This window comes from Flavobacterium amylolyticum (assembly GCF_048284335.1).
Classification (GTDB): domain Bacteria; phylum Bacteroidota; class Bacteroidia; order Flavobacteriales; family Flavobacteriaceae; genus Flavobacterium.
Window position 1 is genome coordinate 478,419 of the sequence record NZ_JBLVPG010000002.1, and the last position, 19,810, is coordinate 498,228.

At 34.0% G+C, this 19,810-nt stretch carries 17 protein-coding genes; 10 read left to right on the forward strand and 7 right to left on the reverse strand.

All coding sequences use genetic code 11. From position 1 onward, the window contains the following. Positions 1–32 precede the first annotated feature (32 nt). From ilvN to ACNQF9_RS08290, 5 genes are all read right to left on the reverse strand, one after another. Positions 33–566 carry an acetolactate synthase small subunit gene (gene ilvN / locus ACNQF9_RS08270; protein ID WP_417960004.1) on the reverse strand — a complete coding sequence of 178 codons (534 nt, stop codon included), beginning with the start codon at positions 564–566 and terminating at the stop codon, positions 33–35. 4 nt (positions 567–570) lie between these two features. Further along, positions 571–2,265: a biosynthetic-type acetolactate synthase large subunit gene (gene ilvB, locus ACNQF9_RS08275; RefSeq protein ID WP_417990001.1), complete on the reverse strand. Its 1,695-nt coding sequence runs from the start codon at positions 2,263–2,265 to the stop codon at positions 571–573. Positions 2,266–2,334: 69 nt separating this feature from the next. Further along, a complete protein-coding gene (ilvD, locus tag ACNQF9_RS08280; protein WP_417990002.1) occupies positions 2,335–4,008 on the reverse strand; it encodes a dihydroxy-acid dehydratase in 1,674 nt (557 codons plus the stop codon). Between the two features lie 38 nt (positions 4,009–4,046). Continuing rightward, positions 4,047–5,162, reverse strand: coding sequence for a 3-isopropylmalate dehydrogenase (gene leuB, locus ACNQF9_RS08285; protein ID WP_417990003.1), 1,116 nt, complete (start codon positions 5,160–5,162; stop codon positions 4,047–4,049). 38 nt (positions 5,163–5,200) lie between these two features. After that, a complete protein-coding gene (locus ACNQF9_RS08290) occupies positions 5,201–6,376 on the reverse strand; it encodes a 2-isopropylmalate synthase (protein ID WP_417990004.1) in 1,176 nt (391 codons plus the stop codon). 154 nt (positions 6,377–6,530) lie between these two features. Between ACNQF9_RS08290 and ACNQF9_RS08295 the strand changes: the two genes are divergently transcribed. Further along, on the forward strand, positions 6,531–8,075 hold the full coding sequence (locus ACNQF9_RS08295) for a hypothetical protein (protein WP_417990005.1): 1,545 nt from the start codon (positions 6,531–6,533) through the stop codon (positions 8,073–8,075). 487 nt (positions 8,076–8,562) lie between these two features. On the opposite strand, the gene ACNQF9_RS08300 is transcribed toward ACNQF9_RS08295, so the two are convergent. Continuing rightward, positions 8,563–10,539, reverse strand: coding sequence for an alpha-ketoacid dehydrogenase subunit alpha/beta (locus tag ACNQF9_RS08300; protein ID WP_417990006.1), 1,977 nt, complete (start codon positions 10,537–10,539; stop codon positions 8,563–8,565). Between the two features lie 170 nt (positions 10,540–10,709). Between ACNQF9_RS08300 and ACNQF9_RS08305 the strand changes: the two genes are divergently transcribed. The 8 genes from ACNQF9_RS08305 (at position 10,710) to ACNQF9_RS08340 (ending at position 17,374) form a co-directional block, all read left to right on the forward strand. Beyond that, entirely contained in the window at positions 10,710–11,660 is a 951-nt protein-coding gene (locus ACNQF9_RS08305) for an isopenicillin N synthase family dioxygenase (protein ID WP_417959997.1), read from the forward strand. A 148-nt stretch (positions 11,661–11,808) separates the two neighbouring features. Then, a complete protein-coding gene (locus ACNQF9_RS08310) occupies positions 11,809–12,138 on the forward strand; it encodes a translation initiation factor (protein WP_417959996.1) in 330 nt (109 codons plus the stop codon). Between the two features lie 63 nt (positions 12,139–12,201). Next, the gene (locus tag ACNQF9_RS08315) at positions 12,202–13,071 is read left to right on the forward strand and encodes a nucleoside phosphorylase (RefSeq protein WP_417959995.1); all 870 of its coding nucleotides are present in this window, start codon (positions 12,202–12,204) and stop codon (positions 13,069–13,071) included. Between the two features lie 95 nt (positions 13,072–13,166). Further along, positions 13,167–14,291: an SDR family oxidoreductase gene (locus ACNQF9_RS08320; RefSeq protein WP_417959994.1), complete on the forward strand. Its 1,125-nt coding sequence runs from the start codon at positions 13,167–13,169 to the stop codon at positions 14,289–14,291. A gap of 114 nt (positions 14,292–14,405) precedes the next feature. After that, positions 14,406–14,933, forward strand: coding sequence for a GNAT family N-acetyltransferase (locus ACNQF9_RS08325; RefSeq protein WP_417959993.1), 528 nt, complete (start codon positions 14,406–14,408; stop codon positions 14,931–14,933). Next, on the forward strand, positions 14,933–15,784 hold the full coding sequence (locus ACNQF9_RS08330; protein WP_417959992.1) for a substrate-binding domain-containing protein: 852 nt from the start codon (positions 14,933–14,935) through the stop codon (positions 15,782–15,784). Before ACNQF9_RS08325 ends, ACNQF9_RS08330 begins: the two co-directional genes overlap by 1 nt. Before the next feature lie 21 nt (positions 15,785–15,805). After that, positions 15,806–16,738, forward strand: a complete 933-nt coding sequence (locus ACNQF9_RS08335) for a transglutaminase (protein ID WP_417990007.1) — start codon at positions 15,806–15,808, stop codon at positions 16,736–16,738. 345 nt (positions 16,739–17,083) lie between these two features. Beyond that, positions 17,084–17,374, forward strand: coding sequence for a hypothetical protein (locus ACNQF9_RS08340; protein WP_417990008.1), 291 nt, complete (start codon positions 17,084–17,086; stop codon positions 17,372–17,374). A 94-nt stretch (positions 17,375–17,468) separates the two neighbouring features. Here the strand turns inward: ACNQF9_RS08340 and ACNQF9_RS08345 are convergent, their stop codons facing one another. Further along, positions 17,469–17,906: a PepSY-like domain-containing protein gene (locus ACNQF9_RS08345; protein WP_417990009.1), complete on the reverse strand. Its 438-nt coding sequence runs from the start codon at positions 17,904–17,906 to the stop codon at positions 17,469–17,471. Positions 17,907–18,332: 426 nt separating this feature from the next. On the opposite strand from ACNQF9_RS08345, the gene ACNQF9_RS08350 reads away from it, so the two are divergent. After that, a complete protein-coding gene (locus ACNQF9_RS08350; RefSeq protein WP_417990010.1) occupies positions 18,333–19,754 on the forward strand; it encodes an FAD-dependent oxidoreductase in 1,422 nt (473 codons plus the stop codon). Positions 19,755–19,810: the final 56 nt, after the last annotated feature.

Below are 19,810 nucleotides of genomic sequence, written 5' to 3' on the forward strand. Positions count from 1 at the left end.
ATTTAATAATTGATAGGGTTACTTATTGAAAATTAAACAGATTCCTGTTTAAGCTCTTCTAATAAGGTTGAAATCTCCATTTTTGCTTTGGAGACCGATATTCTTCCAGAGCGAACAAATTGCATGATTCCAAAAGGTTTTAATTTTTCGTATAATGATTCTATTTCAGCACGTTGTCCTGATTTTGAAATTACAAAAAAGTCTCTTGCAACCGTAACGATTTCAGCATGGCTTTCTTTAATTATATTCTGAATTTGTTTTTCATCAAAGAGTAAGCTCGACTGAATTTTGAATAATGCATTTTCTAAGAAAATAGTTTCTTCGTCAATATGATAAAAGGCTTTGATAACTTCTATTTGTTTTTCGATTTGTCCAACTATATTTTGCACCCATTTTTCAGTTGTATTAACTACAATGATAAATCTGGAAACATTTTCAATTTCAGATTCGGATACATTTAAACTCAAAATATTAATATGGCGTTTCAAGAATATTCCAGATATTCTGTTTAATAAGCCAACGTTGTTTTCTGAATAAACAGAAATAGTAAATGTTTTATTTTCCATAATATTAACTTAATCGGATATCAGAAACCGATGCTCCTGTAGGAATCATTGGGAATACGTTATTTTCTTTCTCTACCATAACTTCAAGAAAATAGGATTCTTTTGAAGCCATCATTTCAGCAACGGCAGCATCTAAATCGTCTCTTTTGGTTACTTTTTTTGCTTTGATGTAATAGCCTTCGGCAATGGCTATAAAATTAGGATTGGTCATCTCCGTTGAAGCATATCTTTTGTCAAAAAACAATTGTTGCCATTGTCGTACCATTCCTAAAAATTCATTGTTTAGCACTACAATTTTTACAGGAACTTTGGTTTGAAAAATAGTTCCTAATTCCTGAATGGTCATTTGAAAACCTCCATCACCAATGATAGCCACAACTTCACGATCTGGCATTCCCATTTTGGCACCAATCGCAGCAGGCAATGCAAATCCCATAGTTCCTAAACCGCCAGAAGTCACATTACTTTTAGTCGAATTAAATTTGGCATAACGACACGCAAACATTTGGTGTTGTCCAACATCCGAAACCATAATCGCATCTCCTTTAGAATGTTTGTTGATCATTTCAATCGTTTCTCCCATAGAAATGCCTTCTTTCTTTGGTTTTAACTCATCATTAATTACGGCTTCCAATTCAATTTCATATTTCTCTTTGAACTCATTGTGCCAAGATTCATGAGAGTTGCTTTCGATTAAAGGAAGCAAAGCTGTTAACGACTCTTTTAAGTCTGCCAAAACTGCCACAGTAGTTTTCACATTCTTGTCGATCTCAGAAGGGTCAATTTCTAGATGAATAACTTTGGCTTGTTTTGCATAAGTAGCTAAATTTCCAGTAACCCGGTCGTCAAAACGCATTCCAAGCGCAATTAAAACATCACATTCATTCGTTAAAACATTAGGTCCGTAATTACCATGCATGCCTACCATTCCTACATTCAATGGATGATCTGTTGGTAAAGCCGAAAGTCCTAAAATAGTCCAAGCAGCCGGAATTCCTGATTTTTCTACTAAAGCTCTTAACTCTGTTTCCGCTTGGCTAAGAATAATTCCTTGTCCAAATATGATAAACGGTTTTTTAGCTGTATTGATTATTTGTGCCGCTTCCTGAACTTTTTTAAGGTTTAAAACTGGCTTGGGATTGTAACTTCTAATACTGGTACATTTTTTATAGCTAAATTCAATTTTGTCAAACTGAGCATTTTTTGTAATGTCAATTAATACGGGACCTGGACGGCCTGACCTAGCAATATAAAAAGCTTTAGCCATGATTTCAGGAATTTCTGAAGCTTCAGTAATTTGGTAATTCCATTTGGTTACCGGAGTCGAAATTCCAATAATATCTGTTTCTTGAAAGGCATCGGAGCCTAGCAAATGTTTTCCTACTTGTCCTGTGATGCATACCATAGGAGTGGAATCAATCTGCGCATCAGCAATTCCTGTCACTAAATTTGTTGCTCCCGGACCCGAAGTTGCAATCGCGACTCCCACTTTTCCTGTTGCTCTTGCAAATCCTTGTGCAGCATGCGTTGCGCCTTGTTCATGACGCACTAAAACGTGGTGTAATTCATCTTTAAATTTATATAATTCGTCATAAACAGGCATTATGGCACCTCCAGGATAACCATAAACTAAATTTACTCCTTCTTCTAATAAGCATCTAATAACGGCTTCGGCGCCGGATATTTTATTATTTTCCATCATTTATTTTTTAGCTGTTGCAACTGTTTCAATACAATTGTGACAGATTTTTGATATTGCTTTAGGCTTTTATTTATCTGTTACGCATCCTGTAGATGCACTTGAAACAGATCTGGCATATTTTAATAAGACTCCTTTTGTCGCTTTCAAAGCTGGTTGAACCCAATTAGCTTTTCTTTTGGCAAATTCGGTGTCAGATATTTTTAGATTTATCGTATTTTTTATCGCATCAATAATAATCAAATCACCATTTTCAACTAGTGCAATACCACCTCCATCATATGCTTCGGGTGTTATGTGCCCTACCACAAATCCATGTGAACCTCCCGAGAATCTACCATCTGTAATCAAAGCAACACTATTACCTAATCCGGCGCCAATAATTGCTGAAGTTGGTTTTAACATTTCAGGCATCCCAGGACCACCTTTTGGCCCACAATATCTAATGACGACTACATCTCCTGGTTTTACCATTCCAGCTTGAATACCAGGAATTACATCGAATTCGCTTTCAAAAACAACAGCAGTCCCTTCAAAATATTCCCCTTCTTTTCCGCTTATTTTTGCAACAGCTCCTTCAGAAGCAAGATTCCCATACAATATTTGAATATTCCCTGTTGGTTTTAATGCTTTTTGGATTTCATAAATTACTTTTTGTCCATCATTTAAATCAGGAACTGAAGCTAAATTTTCGGCAACTGTTTTTCCTGTTACTGTTAAACAGTCTCCATGAATGAATCCTTCTTTTAACAAATACTTCATCACCGCTGGAACACCTCCAACATCATGTAAATCCTCCATCATATATTTACCACTCGGTTTCAAATCAGCAAGAACAGGAGTTTTATCACTTATTGCTTGAAAATCTTCCAAGGTAATTTCAACATCAACAGAATATGCCATTGCAATTAAGTGCATTACCGCATTTGTAGAACCTCCTAAAACGGCTACCAGTGTAATCGCATTCTCGAAAGCTTTACGAGTCATAATATCTCTTGGCTTAATATCTTTTTCTAAAAGTATTCTGATCGCTTTTCCAGCTTCATGACATTCTTGTCTTTTTTCCTTACTCAAAGCAGGATACGAGGAACTATAAGGCAAACTCATTCCTAAAGCTTCAATGGCTGATGACATTGTGTTCGCAGTGTACATACCACCGCAAGCACCTGCACCTGGACATGCATTTTGAATGACTCCTTTAAAATCTTCATCGGAAATAGTATTTTGGAATTTCTTCCCTAATGCTTCAAAAGCCGACACAATATTCAAAGATTCTCCCTTCCATTTTCCAGAATGAATTGATCCTCCATACACCATAATGGCTGGGCGATTTACTCTTCCCATAGCAATCAAGGCTCCTGGCATATTTTTATCACAACCAGGAATTGCTATTAAACTATCATACCATTGTGCTCCCATTACTGTCTCGATAGAATCCGCAATTATATCACGAGAAACCAATGAAAATCGCATACCCTCTGTTCCATTCGAAATACCGTCACTGACACCAATAGTATTAAAAATCAAACCGACTAAATCAGCATTCCAAACACCTTGTTTAACTTCTTTTGCAAGATCATTTAAGTGCATGTTACACGTATTTCCTTCGTAACCCATACTTACGATTCCTACCTGTGCTTTTTTTAAATCGTCTTCAGTTAAACCAATTCCGTACAACATGGCTTGCGCTGCAGGTTGTGTTTCATCCTGTGTTATAGTTTTGCTGTATTTATTTAATTCCATTATGTATGTATTTGTATGTAAATTATTTTATTAAAATTTTAAACAATTGTTGACTGCCCTATGTATACATTATCACTTTTGAAATACAAATCATCTTTGCTTAAAATATAATTTGAGATAAAGTCTCCCACTTCATTTGTTCCAAATTTTGAATAGGGATTTAAATCTGCCGTAATGACATTCAATTCAATGGCTTTTTGAACGGCTTCGTATACTCTTTTAGATTCAATAAAAAGACCAAAATGTTCCAAAAGCATCGCTGCCGATACTATTGACGCAATAGGATTAGCGATGTTTTTCCTTTTTGCTTCAGGATAAGAGCCGTGGATAGGCCTAAAAAGCGCATTCGAATTTCCTAATGATGCCGATGGAAGCAAACCAATGGCTCCTGTAATTACACTAGCTTCATCAGATAAAATATCACCAAATAAATTTTCCGTCAGAATGACATCAAATTGTCTTGGATTAATAATAATTTGCATGGCAGCAGCATCAACTAAAAGAAATTCTAATACTACGTCTGGATAAATTTCAGCGATTTCTAACACAATTTTTCTCCACAATCTTGAGGTTTCAAGAATACTGACTTTGTCTACGAGAGTGATTTTTTTTCGTCTTTTTTGTGCAGATCTGAAAGCCAAATGAGCAATTCTAATGATTTCTTCTTCAGAGTACTCACATAGATCAGAAGCTAAAGTTCCTGTTTCATTGGTCTTTTTTTCACTAAAATAAGAACCTCCAGAAATTTCTCTAAAAATAATGAAATCAGTATCCTCGATTATTTTTCTTTTTAAAGGAGATAAATCTAACAAGTCATGATAGGGTTTGATAGGCCTTATGTTTGCATACAATCCTAAAGCTTGTCTCAATTTTAGCAATCCGCTTAATGGTCTTAATTTAGGATCAGAGTTGCTATCGTATTTTGGATCACCAACTGTTCCAAACAATACTGCATCTGTATTCAAACAAAGGTTAAGTGTTTGCTCCGGTAAGGGATTTCCTGTTTTTTCAATAGCATCCCCGCCAACAAGCGCGTCCTCAAATACAAATTCATGATCGAAAACCACACCAATTGCATATAATGCTTTTTTTGCTTGTAAAATTACCTCCGGGCCAATGCCATCTCCGGAAAGTACTGCTATTTTTAAGTTCATAATAATAGGATTTAGATTTAAGTAAAAATCAAAATGTTTTAATTAAGGATTAATTCCTTATTCATTTTACAGGCTTCAATTATTTGATGAATGTCATCATCCAAAACTTCTTTTTTAATATCAGCAAACCTTAAAAATTCAACATAAACAATGTCTAATTGAACTTTTGTAAGTTCGTATCCTACTTTTTTAGCTCTGTAGGCCAATGCTGCTCTTCCACTTCTGGCTGTAAGAACAATAGAGGATTCATTGACCCCAACTTCTAATGGATCCATAATTTCATAAGTGGCTCTATTTTTTATCACCCCATCTTGATGAATCCCAGAGCTGTGCGCAAAAGCGTTCGCACCAACAATTGCTTTATTGGGTTGCACGATCATTCCCATACTTTCAGAAACCAATCGGCTCATTTCATTTAGCTGACGGGTATTAATGTTAGTGTCCAAATTCAAATAGGGATGTTGTTTAAAAATCATTACCACCTCTTCCAGTGCTGTATTTCCAGCTCTCTCTCCAATTCCATTAATAGTGCACTCAATTTGTCTGGCTCCATTTACTGCTCCTGCAATTGAATTAGCTGTAGCCATACCTAAATCATTATGACAATGACAGGACAGAATTACATTATCAATCCCTTTGACGTTTTCTTTTAAATACTTAATTTTTGCACCATATTCATCCGGCAGACAATACCCTGTCGTATCTGGAATATTAAGCACAGTGGCTCCCGATTTAATTGCTTCCTCACAGACTCTAGCTAAGAATTCATTATCTGTTCTTCCTGCATCTTCGGCATAAAATTCTACATCCTCAACATAGGATTTAGCATGTGAAACTGCATATTTTGCTCTGGCTATTATATCTTCTCTTGTTGTATTTAGCTTGTGTACAATATGGGATTCTGAAGTACCAATTCCTGTATGAATACGAGGTCTTTTGGCATGTTTTAAAGCTTGAGCCGCAACATCAATATCGTTTTTTACCGCTCTTGTCAATCCGCAAACAATAGCATTTTTGACAATTTTGCTTATTTCTGAAACAGATAAAAAATCACCTGGACTTGAAACAGGAAAACCAGCTTCAATAATGTCAACGCCCATTTCGTCTAATCGATTTGCTATAACTAGTTTTTGGTTGGTATCTAATTTACATCCCGGGACTTGTTCTCCATCTCGCAAAGTGGTATCAAAAATTTGAACTTTCTCTCTATTCATTTTCATTTATTTAATGTAATTTCACATCTTGATAACAAAAATATCTTTCATTACTTTATTCTAAAACTCAATTTAATGAAATATACTGCTTATAAAGTAATTAAAAACTTTATAAACTACTGATTTACAAAACATTACGCTACTATATTTTACAATGGCTAACCATCAAAAAGATTTCCTGTTTGTATTAATTAAATCCCTTTCAAAATCTGAAAAAAGACAATTTAAGATTTTTGCGAGCCGATTAGAAACTAGTTCCAATACAAAATTTATCGAATTATTCAATATTTTAGATAAAACAGAAATCTATGATGAGAAACTTATTTTAAAAAGTGGTGTCATAAAAAAAGTACAATTATCAAATCTTAAATCGTATTTATATAAACAAATTTTAGTGAGCATTCGATTGAATATTCCGAGCCAGAATATTAGATATCAGTTGAGGGAACAAATTGATTTTGCAGCGATTCTTTATAATAAAGGGTTGTATAAGCAGAGCTTAAAAATCTTGGATAAAACAAAGATTCTCGCTTTAGAAAATGACGAGAAATTGATGGCTTATGAAATTGTAGAATTCGAAAAATTAATCGAATCACAATACATCACGCGAAGTATTCAAGGACGGGCTGATGAATTGGTAATCCAAGCCAAAGAATTAAATTATCGCAATACTATTTCCAGTAAATTGTCTAATTTATCCCTTCAGTTATATGGGATCATGCTAAAAACAGGTTATGTAAAAAGTGACCAGGAATACACCTATATTGATGATTATTTCAAAAAACATATTTCTAAATTTGATGAGACAAAATTTGGTTTCCGAGAAAAATATTGGTTTTACAACGCCAATCTTTGGAGGAGTTTTTTAGTCCAAGATTTTCTATCGTGCTATAAATATTCTTTAAAATGGGTAACCCTATTTTATGACACTCCCAGCATGATTTATTTGAATCCTGTGTTTTTCCTAAAAGGAAACCATTATTTATTAGAATCTTTATTCATGTTAAAATACAAATCAAAATTTAAGAAGTATTTACTATTATTGGAACAAACCATAAAAGATCCGCGTTTCCCCGTAAATGATAATATTGCATCGTTATCATTCTTGTATGTTTATAATAATAAATTGAATTTTCATATTCTAGAAGGGACCTTTGCGGAAAGCGAATATTTAATTCCTGAAGTATTAAATAAATTAAAAATTCATACGGATCATCTTGATGAGCATCACGAAATGTTGTTCTATTATAAATTTGCCTCTATTTATTTTGGAAATGAAAAATATGCGGAATGTATCTTTTATTTAGAGAAAATTATAAACAACAAAAATCTTTCGATGCGGGAAGATTTGATGTGTTTTGCCCGAATTTTGTGTTTAATTGCTCATTATGAGTTAGGTAAGGATTATTATCTGGAAAATCAGTTGAAAAATACTTATAAATTCCTCATCAAAATGAATGATTTACATGAAGTGCAAAAAGAAATTATTCGATTTTTGAAAAACTTAAACTCTATTTATCCTACAGATATCAAAAAGGAGTTTATAAAAATGAGAGCTCGATTTATTGAATTGGAAAAAAATACTTATGAGAAAAGGGCTTTCCTTTATTTAGATATTATTTCTTGGCTCGAAAGCAAAATTGAAAACCGAAAAATCAGTGATATAATTAAGGAAAAAGCCAAATTGATCAATCGATAAGATTTTAATGATTAGTAGTATTTACAATAAGTTACACACTTTACCTTTTTTAATTAAATGGTGTACCTTATTATAAACTGTAGTTTCTAGTAACTAATTATTTACAAATATTTCATATTTATAAACTTATCTTTTAAATAAGATTGTATAACTATTTGGCTTATAAAAATAATTAATTATCAAATTTACTGAATTCCATGTCACATTTTAAATCATCAATAATTAGCTTAAATACTTGATCATAAGTCACATCTGGTTTTGTTAAGTTAAAATAAAGTTTGCCGATATAAAAATAAAGTTTAAATTTATATGTAATTAAAACATAAAATCATGAACGGATTTTTCAAAACACTACTAGCAGGTTACGGAGCCAAAAAATTAGGCGGAGGTTGTATTGGAACAATTATACTATTTATAATTATCTATTGGATATTAGGTTATTTTTAGAATCAAAACACTAAAAACAACCCAATTATATGTTCAATTATTAGTACGCTAAAAGTTGTTTAAGATCCGATTCAAACCTGCCTTTCGGCAAATATTGATCTTCTAATGCTTTTGTAAACGGAATTGGCGTGTCTAAACTTGCCACTCGTTTTACTGGTGCATCAAGATATTTGAAACAATTTTCCATTATCATTGCCGAAATATCACTGGCAATACCTCCAAACATGCTGTCTTCCTGATAAATAATCACTCTTCCCGTTTTCTTTACCGAAGCAAAAATAGCTTCAGTATCCAAAGGCTGTAAAGTTCTTAAATCCAGCAAATCAGCAGAAATATCAGGATTTTTTGTTAAAGTATCCAAAGCCCAATGCACCGCTGCTCCAAACGAAATAATAGTAACATCAGTCCCTTCTTTCAACAAAGCCGCTTTTCCTAATGGAATGGTATAATAATCAGTAGGAACATCTTGGTAAATACTCCGATACAATTGTTTGTGCTCAAAAAATAATACTGGATTCGGGTCATTTATGGACGTATTCAACAATCCTTTGGCATCATAGGGAAAGGCTGGGTAAACTACTTTCAAACCCGGTGTTTTGGTAAACCAAGCTTCATTAGTTTGCGAGTGAAAAGGCCCCGCTTGCGTTCCTCCGCCACAAGGCATTCGTACCACAACATCAGCTTTTTCTAACCAACGGTAATGTGATTTGGCTAATAAATTCACAATTGGATTAAATCCTGTCGAAACAAAATCGGCAAACTGCATTTCCACAATCGCTTTATAACCATTTATCGATAATCCCATTCCTGCCGAAACTATTGCGCTTTCACAAATTGGCGTATTGATGACCCGCTCTTTACCAAACTGTGCTACAAAACCATCAGTAATTTTAAAAGCACCGCCATATTCCGCAATATCTTGACCCATGATTACTGAGTTATCATGACGCTCCATCGATTGTTTCAAACTAGCTGAAATGGCATCTATAAAACGAATATTTTCTTTTCCTTCTGAAGGTTTCACATGCTCAAATACATACGGTTTATAAACATCATTTAGCTCTTCACTTAAAGTAGCCTCAATTTCCGGTTCCGCATTGGCAATAACTAGACTTTCGTCAATATCCTTCTTTATTTCAGCATGCAAAGCCGCATCAAAATCAGCTGTAAGAATTCCGTTTTCTGCCAAATACTTTCTATAATTTTCTACGGGATCTTTAATCGCCCACATGTCCATCAACTCTTGCGGAACATATTTGGTCCCACTCGCCTCTTCGTGCCCACGCATTCTGAAAGTTTTGAATTCCAATAAAACAGGACGTGGATTTTCTTTCATCGAAGCCTTCAATTCAGATAACAAATTAAACACATCCAGAATATTATTTCCATCAACAATATGGCTTTCCATTCCGTAACCTTTACCCTTATCAGCTAGGTTTTCGCAACGGTATTGTTCATTTGTAGGTGTCGAAAGCCCATAGCCATTATTCTCAATCACAAACAGCACCGGTAATTCCCATACAGCAGCAATGTTTAACGCTTCATGAAAATCGCCTTCACTGGTAGCGCCTTCACCAGTAAAAACTGCGGTAACTTTTCCGTTTTTCTTTAGTTTATTGGCCAAAGCGATTCCGTCTGCAACTCCTAATTGAGGCCCGAGGTGGGAAATCATACCTATAATCTTGTATTGTTGTGTTCCAAAGTGAAAACTGCGATCACGACCTTTGGTAAAACCATTGGCTTTGCCTTGCCATTGCGAAAAAAGGCGGTACAACGGAATGTCTCTTCCTGTGAAAACCCCCAAATTTCGATGCATTGGTAAAATATACTCATCCGAGTCTAAAACTGCCGTAACTCCAACAGAAATTGCCTCTTGACCAATTCCAGAGAACCATTTTGATACTTTTCCCTGACGAATAAGAATCAACATCTTTTCTTCTATAAGCCTTGGTTTTAGTATCCGTTTGTATAAATCTAATAATTGATTGTCAGTAAGATTTTTTCTGTCAAAAGTCATTTTTTCAGTTTTATTATATGGTTCAAAGATAAAAAAATATAACAGTTTAGCTATATTTTGTTATATATTTTTATTTTACTCCAAAGTTTAAAATTAAGATATAAAATTATTCTTTACATTTGTATCTGCAAGGTTTTAGGCCTTCAAGTTATTAAAAAATATTTAAAAGTATGCAAAACATTCCTAGTGTTGACTTGCGTGATTTCCTTTCGGACGACCCGAAACGTAAACAAAAATTTGTAAATGAAATCGGAAGTGCATTTGAAGATATTGGCTTCGTAGCACTCAAAGGGCATTTTTTAAACGACCAACTGGTTGATGAATTGTATGGTGAAATCAGAAACTTTTTCGCTTTGCCTTTAGAAACAAAGCACAGTTACGAAATCCCTGGAATTGGCGGACAAAGAGGTTATGTTTCTTTTGGAACAGAACATGCCAAAGGCAGAAAAGAAGGTGATTTGAAGGAGTTTTGGCACTTTGGACAATACGTGTCCGAAGATTCAAAATATGCTTCAGAGTATCCTGAAAATGTTGAAGTTAAAGAACTTCCCCGCTTTAATGTAGTGGGTAAAGAAGCCTACCAAATGCTAGAGAAAACAGGAGTTTATGTTTTAAGAGCTTTGGCTTTACACCTTGGTTTAGATGAATTTTATTTTGATCAGTACGCCAAAGACGGAAATTCAATCTTACGACCTATTCATTACCCACCGATTACCTCTGAGCCAGCAAACGCTATTAGAGCTGCTGCTCACGGTGATATTAACTTGATTACTTTGTTGATGGGTGCGCAAGGAAAAGGGTTGCAAGTACAAAATCACGATGGAGAATGGATTGATGCTATTGCTGAATCAGATGAATTAGTCATTAATGTGGGCGATATGTTATCGCGTCATACAAATAACAAATTGAAATCGACCATTCATCAAGTGGTAAACCCGCCAAGAGAATTATGGGGAACTTCCCGTTATTCTATTCCGTTTTTTATGCATCCGGTGAGCGACATGAAATTGGATTGTTTGGAAAACTGTATTGATGCAGAACATCCAAAAAAATTCGAAGATATTACCGCAGGAGCCTATTTATACGAGCGTTTAGTAGATTTAGGGTTAATCAAAAAATAATTTTTAATTTATAGTTCAAGGAAGACATCGAGTTCGCTTGATGTCTTTTTGTTTTTTACCATTAAGAAATTCAAGGTCCATTAAGAGCCGTAAAAACTTAATTTTCTTAACTTCTTAATGGTTTAATAATCAATTAATTTTTAAAAAAATGGACTTACAAGACCAATTAAAAAACCTTTTTCCAGATCACGAACCATCTCCTGAAGAAGCAATTGAAGAAGTGGCTCACGAATTATACGTTCAAAAAGAACCAATGATTTGTAAATTCGAAAAACGAAAAGGAAAAGCGACTACTATAATTGAGGGTTATGAAGGAACCGACGAGGATTTTAAAATTCTTGCCAAGGAAATCAAAACTAAATTGAGTGTTGGGGGAACTTTCAAAGATGATTCCATTATCATACAAGGTGATTATCGTGATAAAATAATGGTTATTTTAAAAGAAAAAGGATTTAAAGTAAAACGTGTTGGAGGATAAAAGTATTTCGCTATTCGTCTTTGGTTGAGTAACTTTAAGCCTTAAACATCAAACAAAAAAATAATGATACAATCATCAGAATTAATATTAAATCCAGACGGTAGCGTGTACCATTTGAATTTAAAACCAGAACATATTGCACACGATATTATTTTTGTAGGAGATCAAAATCGCGTGGAGAAAATCACGCATTTTTTTGAAAGCATCGAATTTTCAACTCAAAAAAGAGAATTCAAAACCCAAACCGGTATTTTCAAAGGCAAGCGAATTACAGTAATGTCAACTGGAATTGGTCCTGACAACATTGATATTGTCATCAATGAACTGGATGCTTTAGTAAATATTGATTTAAAAACCCGTCAGCCAAAAGAAAAACTGACTTCATTGAACATCATCCGTATTGGAACTTCAGGCTCTTTACAAGCTGATATCCCTGTGGATAGTTTTGTGATGTCAAAATTTGGATTAGGCTTAGACAATATGCTCCGCTCCTATTTAATTGACGAAGTTTCGAATCTTGAAATGGAGGATGCTTTTGTAAAACACACCAATTGGGATTTACGAAAAGGAAAACCATACGTGATTGCTTGTTCTGAAAAATTAGAAAAAATGATAGAAAGCAATAAAATGCACAAAGGAATTACCGCAACTGCCGGTGGTTTTTATGGTCCGCAAGGTCGCGTGTTGCGTTTGAATATTCAAGACGAAGCGTTGAATTCTAAAATGGACAATTTTAAATTTGGTGACAGCCAAATCACCAACTTAGAAATGGAAACGGCAGCAATTTATGGACTTTCATCGCTTTTAGGACATCAAGCATTGTCATTAAACGCAATTATTGCCAATCGTGCTTCGGGAACATTCAGTGAAGATCCATACAAAGCCGTTGATGAATTGATAGCGTATACATTAGAAAAAATTGCTTTGGGATAACCAAAATAATTTTGAAAACCATACCCATTTGTAGTTTTAAAAAAGTGCTCTTTAATTTTTTTAAAACTACATTTGTTTTTTAGAACAAAACGATAATGAAAATAATACTTACAGGTGCTACAGGAGTTCTGGGATCTCATATTATGTATGAAATTCTGGAGCTTTTTATCAACACTAAAATTGATGGGAAACTCTTTATTATTGCCCGAAATAAAGGTAAAAACTCCGCTTTAGATCGAATAAACGAACTTTTATCTAGCAGTTATACGCCTAAAGTCATAAAAGACAAAGGCATCACAAAATTGCACGAATACATTGAAATCATCGATACTGATTTGGCAGTAATTCAAGATACTTTTTCAAGTCAAATAAAAGATGCTTATTTTATCCATTCGGCTGGATTCGTGAATTTGTCTACCGATGAAGAACAACGGGAAAGAATTTTTGATGAAAACACAAAAATCACAAAGACACTTTTTAATCTATTTCATCCTTTTATAAAAAAGTTTATCTACATCGGAACCGCTTTTTCTTCTGGAAACCGAAAAGGATTAATTGACAATGATTTTCATAGTTTAGGATTCAAACCCGAGCATCGCAATGCGTATGAAAATGCTAAATTTCATTCGGAAAATTTTATAGCACTAGAATGTAAAAAAATAGGTTTGCCTTTTCAAATTCTGCGTCCTAGTGTGATTGGTGGTAAAATGTTAGGAATTGAAAATCAGTATTTTATTTCTAAATATATGGTTTTTTATCTTTTAGCAAAGTTTTTTCACTTTACTTCTCAACGAAAAGGAGAACAAGAAAATGTGCGTTTTATTGTCAATGAAGACACTGTTTTGAACATTATCCCTGTTGATTATGTCGCTAAAGTGATTGTAAATACATTTGAAAGAGACGATATTGAGCAACTTAATATTGTACATCATAAAAGTTTTAATATGGTAAATGGATTGCAGTTAATTATGAAGGAAGTTGGTTATACCAATTTTACATTAATACAAAATTCGTTAGACTTCAAATACAAAAACACAATCGAAAAATTGTATTATGAAAGTATTGGCAAACATTTAAACCCTTATTTTACAACAGCTGCCAACGAATATGATACCACTTTATTAAATTCTATTCTTGAAATACCAAAACTGGATCAGGAAGCCTTCACCAATATGATTCGGTATGCGAGATTGAATAATTTTAAAGATATTAATGTGTGATTTTAGGAGCTATTTCCCGCTATACGTTGCAATATTTTCCTTTTTAAAGAAAAAAGGAAAAGGATTTTCACTACTATCAGGGCTAAATCGGGAACCATTAAATTTTAGTAAAACATGAATCTTATTTTAGAAACCGACCGATTAATTTTAAGAGAAATGCTAGTTTCAGATGCCGAAGCATTATTTGAAATGGACAGCAATCCTAATGTACATCAATATCTTTGGAACAAACCATTGACAGATATTAGCGAAGTACATGCGTATATCAGGCTTGTTAGAGAACAATACACCCAAAATGATATTGGACGATTTGTAGTTGTTTTGAAAGCAACAAATGAATTAATTGGTTGGGCCGGATTAAAATACAACACCGAAATGGTGAATAACAAAATTCATTTCTACGACATTGGTTATCGGTTTAACGAAAAATTCTGGGGCAAAGGATATGCAAGTGAAGCCAGTTTTGCTTGGCTGGATTATGGTTTTAATGTGATGAATATTAAAATTATGGAAGCCGCAGCGCATACTGCCAATATCGCATCAAACAGAATATTACAAAAAATTGGACTAAAAATAACCGAACAATATTTGGAGGACGGCGTTTCTTGGAATTGGTACGAATTAAAAAATCCTAACCTATAATGAAAACAATAAAAATAGCTGGAGTTCCGGAACATTTCAATCTTCCCTGGCATTTGTCAATAGAAAACGGAGATTTTGAAAAAGAAAACATCGATTTGCAATGGACTGACGTTCCCGAAGGAACTGGAAAAATGAGTCAAATGCTTCGTGATGGTGAAACGGATATTGCCGTACTCCTAACCGAAGGAATCGTAAAAGATATCGTAGCCGGAAACCCGAGTAAAATAGTTCAGGTTTATGTAGAAAGCCCATTAATTTGGGGGATTCACGTAGCGACAAACTCAAATTACAGGACATTAGCTGACTTAGAAAACACTAAAGTGGCTATTTCCAGATTAGGATCAGGTTCGCAATTAATGGCTTACGTCAATGCTGATAATCAAGGTTGGAGAACAGATAATCTTCAGTTTGAAATTGTAAATACCATTGATGGCGCTGTTGAAGCTTTGACTAATGGAACTGCCGATTATTTCATGTGGGAGCGTTTCATGACCAAACCACTTGTAGACAAAGGTATTTTTCGTAGAGTTGCTGATTGTCCTACTCCATGGCCTTGTTTTGTAATTGCTGTTCGTGAGGAGGTTTTAGAAAAAAATCCAGCTATTATTTCAAAAATTCTGGCGATCAATAATCAAACTACAGGAGATTTTAAAAACATTCCAAGTATTGACAAAACTTTAGCTTCACATTACTGTCAAAAAATTGAAGATATCCAGGATTGGTTGTCCTTAACAAAATGGTCCCAAAAAACATTATCAGCAGAAATGTTAAACATAATTCAAAATCAACTTTTTCAACTTAAAATTATAGATAAAAAAGGTACTTTTGAGGATATTGTAAAAACAGTCTAGATTACTGTTTTTATTTTTACTATGATAAAAATAAAAAAAATTAATTTTCAGGGTATAAAACAGCGATTTCAGGTCAAAAAACCTTGGGATGACGTTATTATTTTCATTCTGAATATATTAATTGCTATTCCACTCTTTATTATTTTACATCAGAATTTAATTAACCCAAATTGGTTTCTAAATATTGACCGAGTAGTTTTATTTTTGTTAATGATTGTTCTAATTCAAATTATCCTTAGATACTTGAGAACTATTATTCTCTTTTGTATCATTCTATATTTATTAATTTTAGTGTATGGTTCTACTATTGGAAATTATGGATTTAACAGCGTTTATGAGGATTATAATTCAATAATGTATACTATGTCTGACAATCCATATCCTCAAGACATTATCATTGCAAAATTACTTCCCTTTCCCAATAAATCAAAAATTATCAATGCTATAGAATATCAAAATCCGAAAATCCGAAATTTTGCGATTATGGCAACGTCTAAACATTTCAAAGATGTAAAAGGGTATTCTGATTACAGAACCATAATTCAATGTTTTGCCGTTTTTAAGGAAATAAATAGCCGGTGGAACTATGTAAGTGACCCAAAAGCACGTGATTATATTGCTACAGCTACGGAATCACTACTGTATTTTTCTGGGGATTGTGATGATCATTCGATATTAATGGCTGCCAGTATCAAGTCTATTGGTGGAACACCCAGATTAATTCATACCACGGGACATATTTATCCCGAAATATTGATAGGCTCTCTAACCGATTTAGAAAAAGTAAATTTTCTGATTAAAAATGTATTATTTGTCAGTGAGAGTGATGAAAAAAAACTTCATTATCACGTTGATGAGCGTGGTCAAATCTGGATGAATCTAGATTATACGGCTAAATATCCTGGAGGACCTTTCATGTCTGAAGAAATTTTAGGTGCCTTGACATTGGATTAATAACACTTCAAAAAAATTAAAAAAATCCTCCAATAAATGACGCGTTTTTAAAGTTAAAACAGAACTATTTAAATGCAATTCTATACTAGATTTAAAATGTTAGGCATTTAAAATAGTTTTAAATGTATTTTTTTAAATAAAAAATATTATTTGTAAAATCTTGTAATATGATCTATATCTTGTTTTTACTATGTAATATTACCAACACAAAATAATATTTTTAAAAAAGTTAAATAAAGAAAATATTTTATTTAACTTTGAAATACAAAGTACTTTAATAACATAGCATTAAACAAGTAATTTAAAAAAACAAAAAAAAATTTAAACATTAATAATTTAAGAATCATGGATACTAAATCAAATGTTTGGAATATAATGAGTTGGCTATTTGGAATAGTTGTTTTGGCAATCGGACTTATAAATACTTTTTGGGGAAATGATCTGGGTTTTGGAGTTTTCCTCATTTTACTTTCTGTCGTTTATTTTCCACCTACAAATATAATTTGTAAGAAAATAACAGGCTTTTCAATTCCGCTTGTAATAAAGATTTTATTGGGTCTTTTTATCATTTGGGCGGCGTTAGGCGTGGGTGAATTGTTCAATAAAATAGCACTATTAATGATGGATTTAGAATAATCAGCTTAAATCATAAACTATTAAGAAATGGAAAACTTCGTTATTTCAAATGGAGTTTTATATATTTAAAAATGGTTAATTATAAACCCCTTTTTTAGTTTCGTTTTTTTCCTTTTAAAATTTTTCCTTCTTTTGTAAATTCTAAATCAATATTGTTTGTTAAATCAACGTCAAGGTTTTTATGCCCATAATCAATGTGTGTGATTTTTTCATTCGGGTAATTTCTTGCCACATAATCTATGACTGATGCGGGAATAAAAGTGGTTGGAATGAGTTTGTTCCGTCCATCAACCTCTCGGTAGGAACCGTCTTTCCAAAATTCTACTTCAGTACCATCTTTAAGCTTGACTTCGTAAACTTTTTCACCGTATTCAGCATCTTTCTTTACGATCTTAACAGAGGTGTGGTTAAAATATTTTTGAAGGAAATCCTGTGCTGCTATTGGTAATTCAGTTATTTCAATTCTCTTTTGAGCGCTCGCCGATAATACAAAACCCAGTATAAATGCGACTAAAGTGATTTTCCTTTTCATGGTTTCCATGTTTAGGTTATCGAATTGCTAATTTACGATAAGTAAAAATGCATTCAAATCAATTTAAGAAACCTTTAATTTTTATAATGCTTTTTATAATACTTATATTTCCCAAACTCTAAGAAATAAATAACTCCATTGTTTCTAATGAAATTTGTCTTATCCTTACTTCCGAACCTGTTTATAAACCTTTTTTTGCAGGATTTAAAGAAAATAGCACTGTGAAATCCTTTCTATTTCAATTTGAAAAAGTAGTTTTGTGTTACAAATATTTTATCCTAAAGTTACGCAACTGCCGCAAGGGGTAAAACACTGAAAAATGTAAGTTTCTGCCGTTACAGTATATAGAAGTTAATAATTAGGACCAGCATTAGTTAATTCAATAATGAAGTGAAAAAAGTAGAAAATGAAAAAGTAAGCTGGACTATGTGCGTAGAATGTCAAGGAAGAGGCAAGAAAAGTCGAGGACTAACCAAGAAAGCACGACTAAACTACCAGCAAGCTTTAGACCAATTTAAAAAGACGAATGGCGAAGGGACAGCTCCAGTTCCGCCTAAAGGTCACCTTCACTCCTGCCCGAAATGTTCCGGATCTGGGCTGTTTCGTTCTTTGAGTCCTACTATAGCGGATGCAGCAAACTATCCACACATTGCCATTATTGGTGGCGGTATTGGAGGTGTGGCTCTTGCTGTGGCGTGTTTACACCGTGGAATTCCTTTTACCTTATATGAGCGCGATAATAATTTCGAAGCCAGGTCTCAGGGCTACGGACTCACTCTACAGCAAGCTAGTAAAGCGATCGAAGGATTGGGTATTTTCTCGCTGGAAGAAGGGGTGATTTCAACAAGACATGTAGTTCATACTACAGATGGAAAAGTTATTGGGGAATGGGGAGTCAGAAAATGGACGCAGTCAGATGCGAAAACCACTCAGAGACGTACAAATGTGCATATTGCAAGGCAATCTTTGCGCTTAGCGCTACTTAAGCAGCTTGGCGGACGGGATGCTGTACAGTGGGGATATCAGTTATTAGATTATAAAGAATGTGAGGACAACAGTGTTGATCTAAGCTTTCAAGTGAATGGAAAGATCAAGCATAGCAAAGCGGATCTAGTAGTTGGAGCCGATGGTATTCGCAGTTCAGTGCGCAGGTTGTTGATTGGTGCCGATATCAACCCTTTACGGTACCTAGATTGTATAGTGATATTGGGTATTTGCCCTTTAAATGCTCTAGAAGATCTTAATAATCCTTTATTGGACTCGGCTACTGTATTTCAAACCGCCAATGGGAATGAGCGGATTTATATCATGCCTTATACTTCAGACTCCGTAATGTGGCAATTGAGTTTCCCAATGTCAGAAGAACAAGCTATGGCATTAAGTGCTCAAGGTCCTCAAGCACTCAAAGAAGAAGCATGCCGAAGAACTCAGTGGCACGATCCCATTCCTCAGATTTTAAAGGCAACCGAAAAAGCTCAAATTTCTGGTTATCCCGTTTATGACCGAGAATTACTCCGTTCAGAATTACTAGCGAAAGCAGCAAAAGTAACTCTAATTGGCGATGCGGCTCACCCTATGAGTCCTTTCAAAGGACAGGGAGCAAATCAAGCATTGTTGGATGCACTCGCACTAGCCCGCGGAATTTCAAGAGGATGCAGACCTTTATCTCAATGGAGAAAAGCTGGAATAAGGGAAAGTGTATTAACTGATTTTGAAGCAGAAATGTTAGATCGTAGTGCTACCAAAGTGAACGATTCAGCAGAAGCCGCAAAGTTCCTTCATTCTGAAATTGTGCTTCATGAAGCAGATGAGCCTAGAGGACGGTGTATAAAGAAAAAAGGTTCTTAAACTCGACAATAGTTGGTTGTGCTTATTATGGCAAAAATTTTAATATTTAAAAGGGA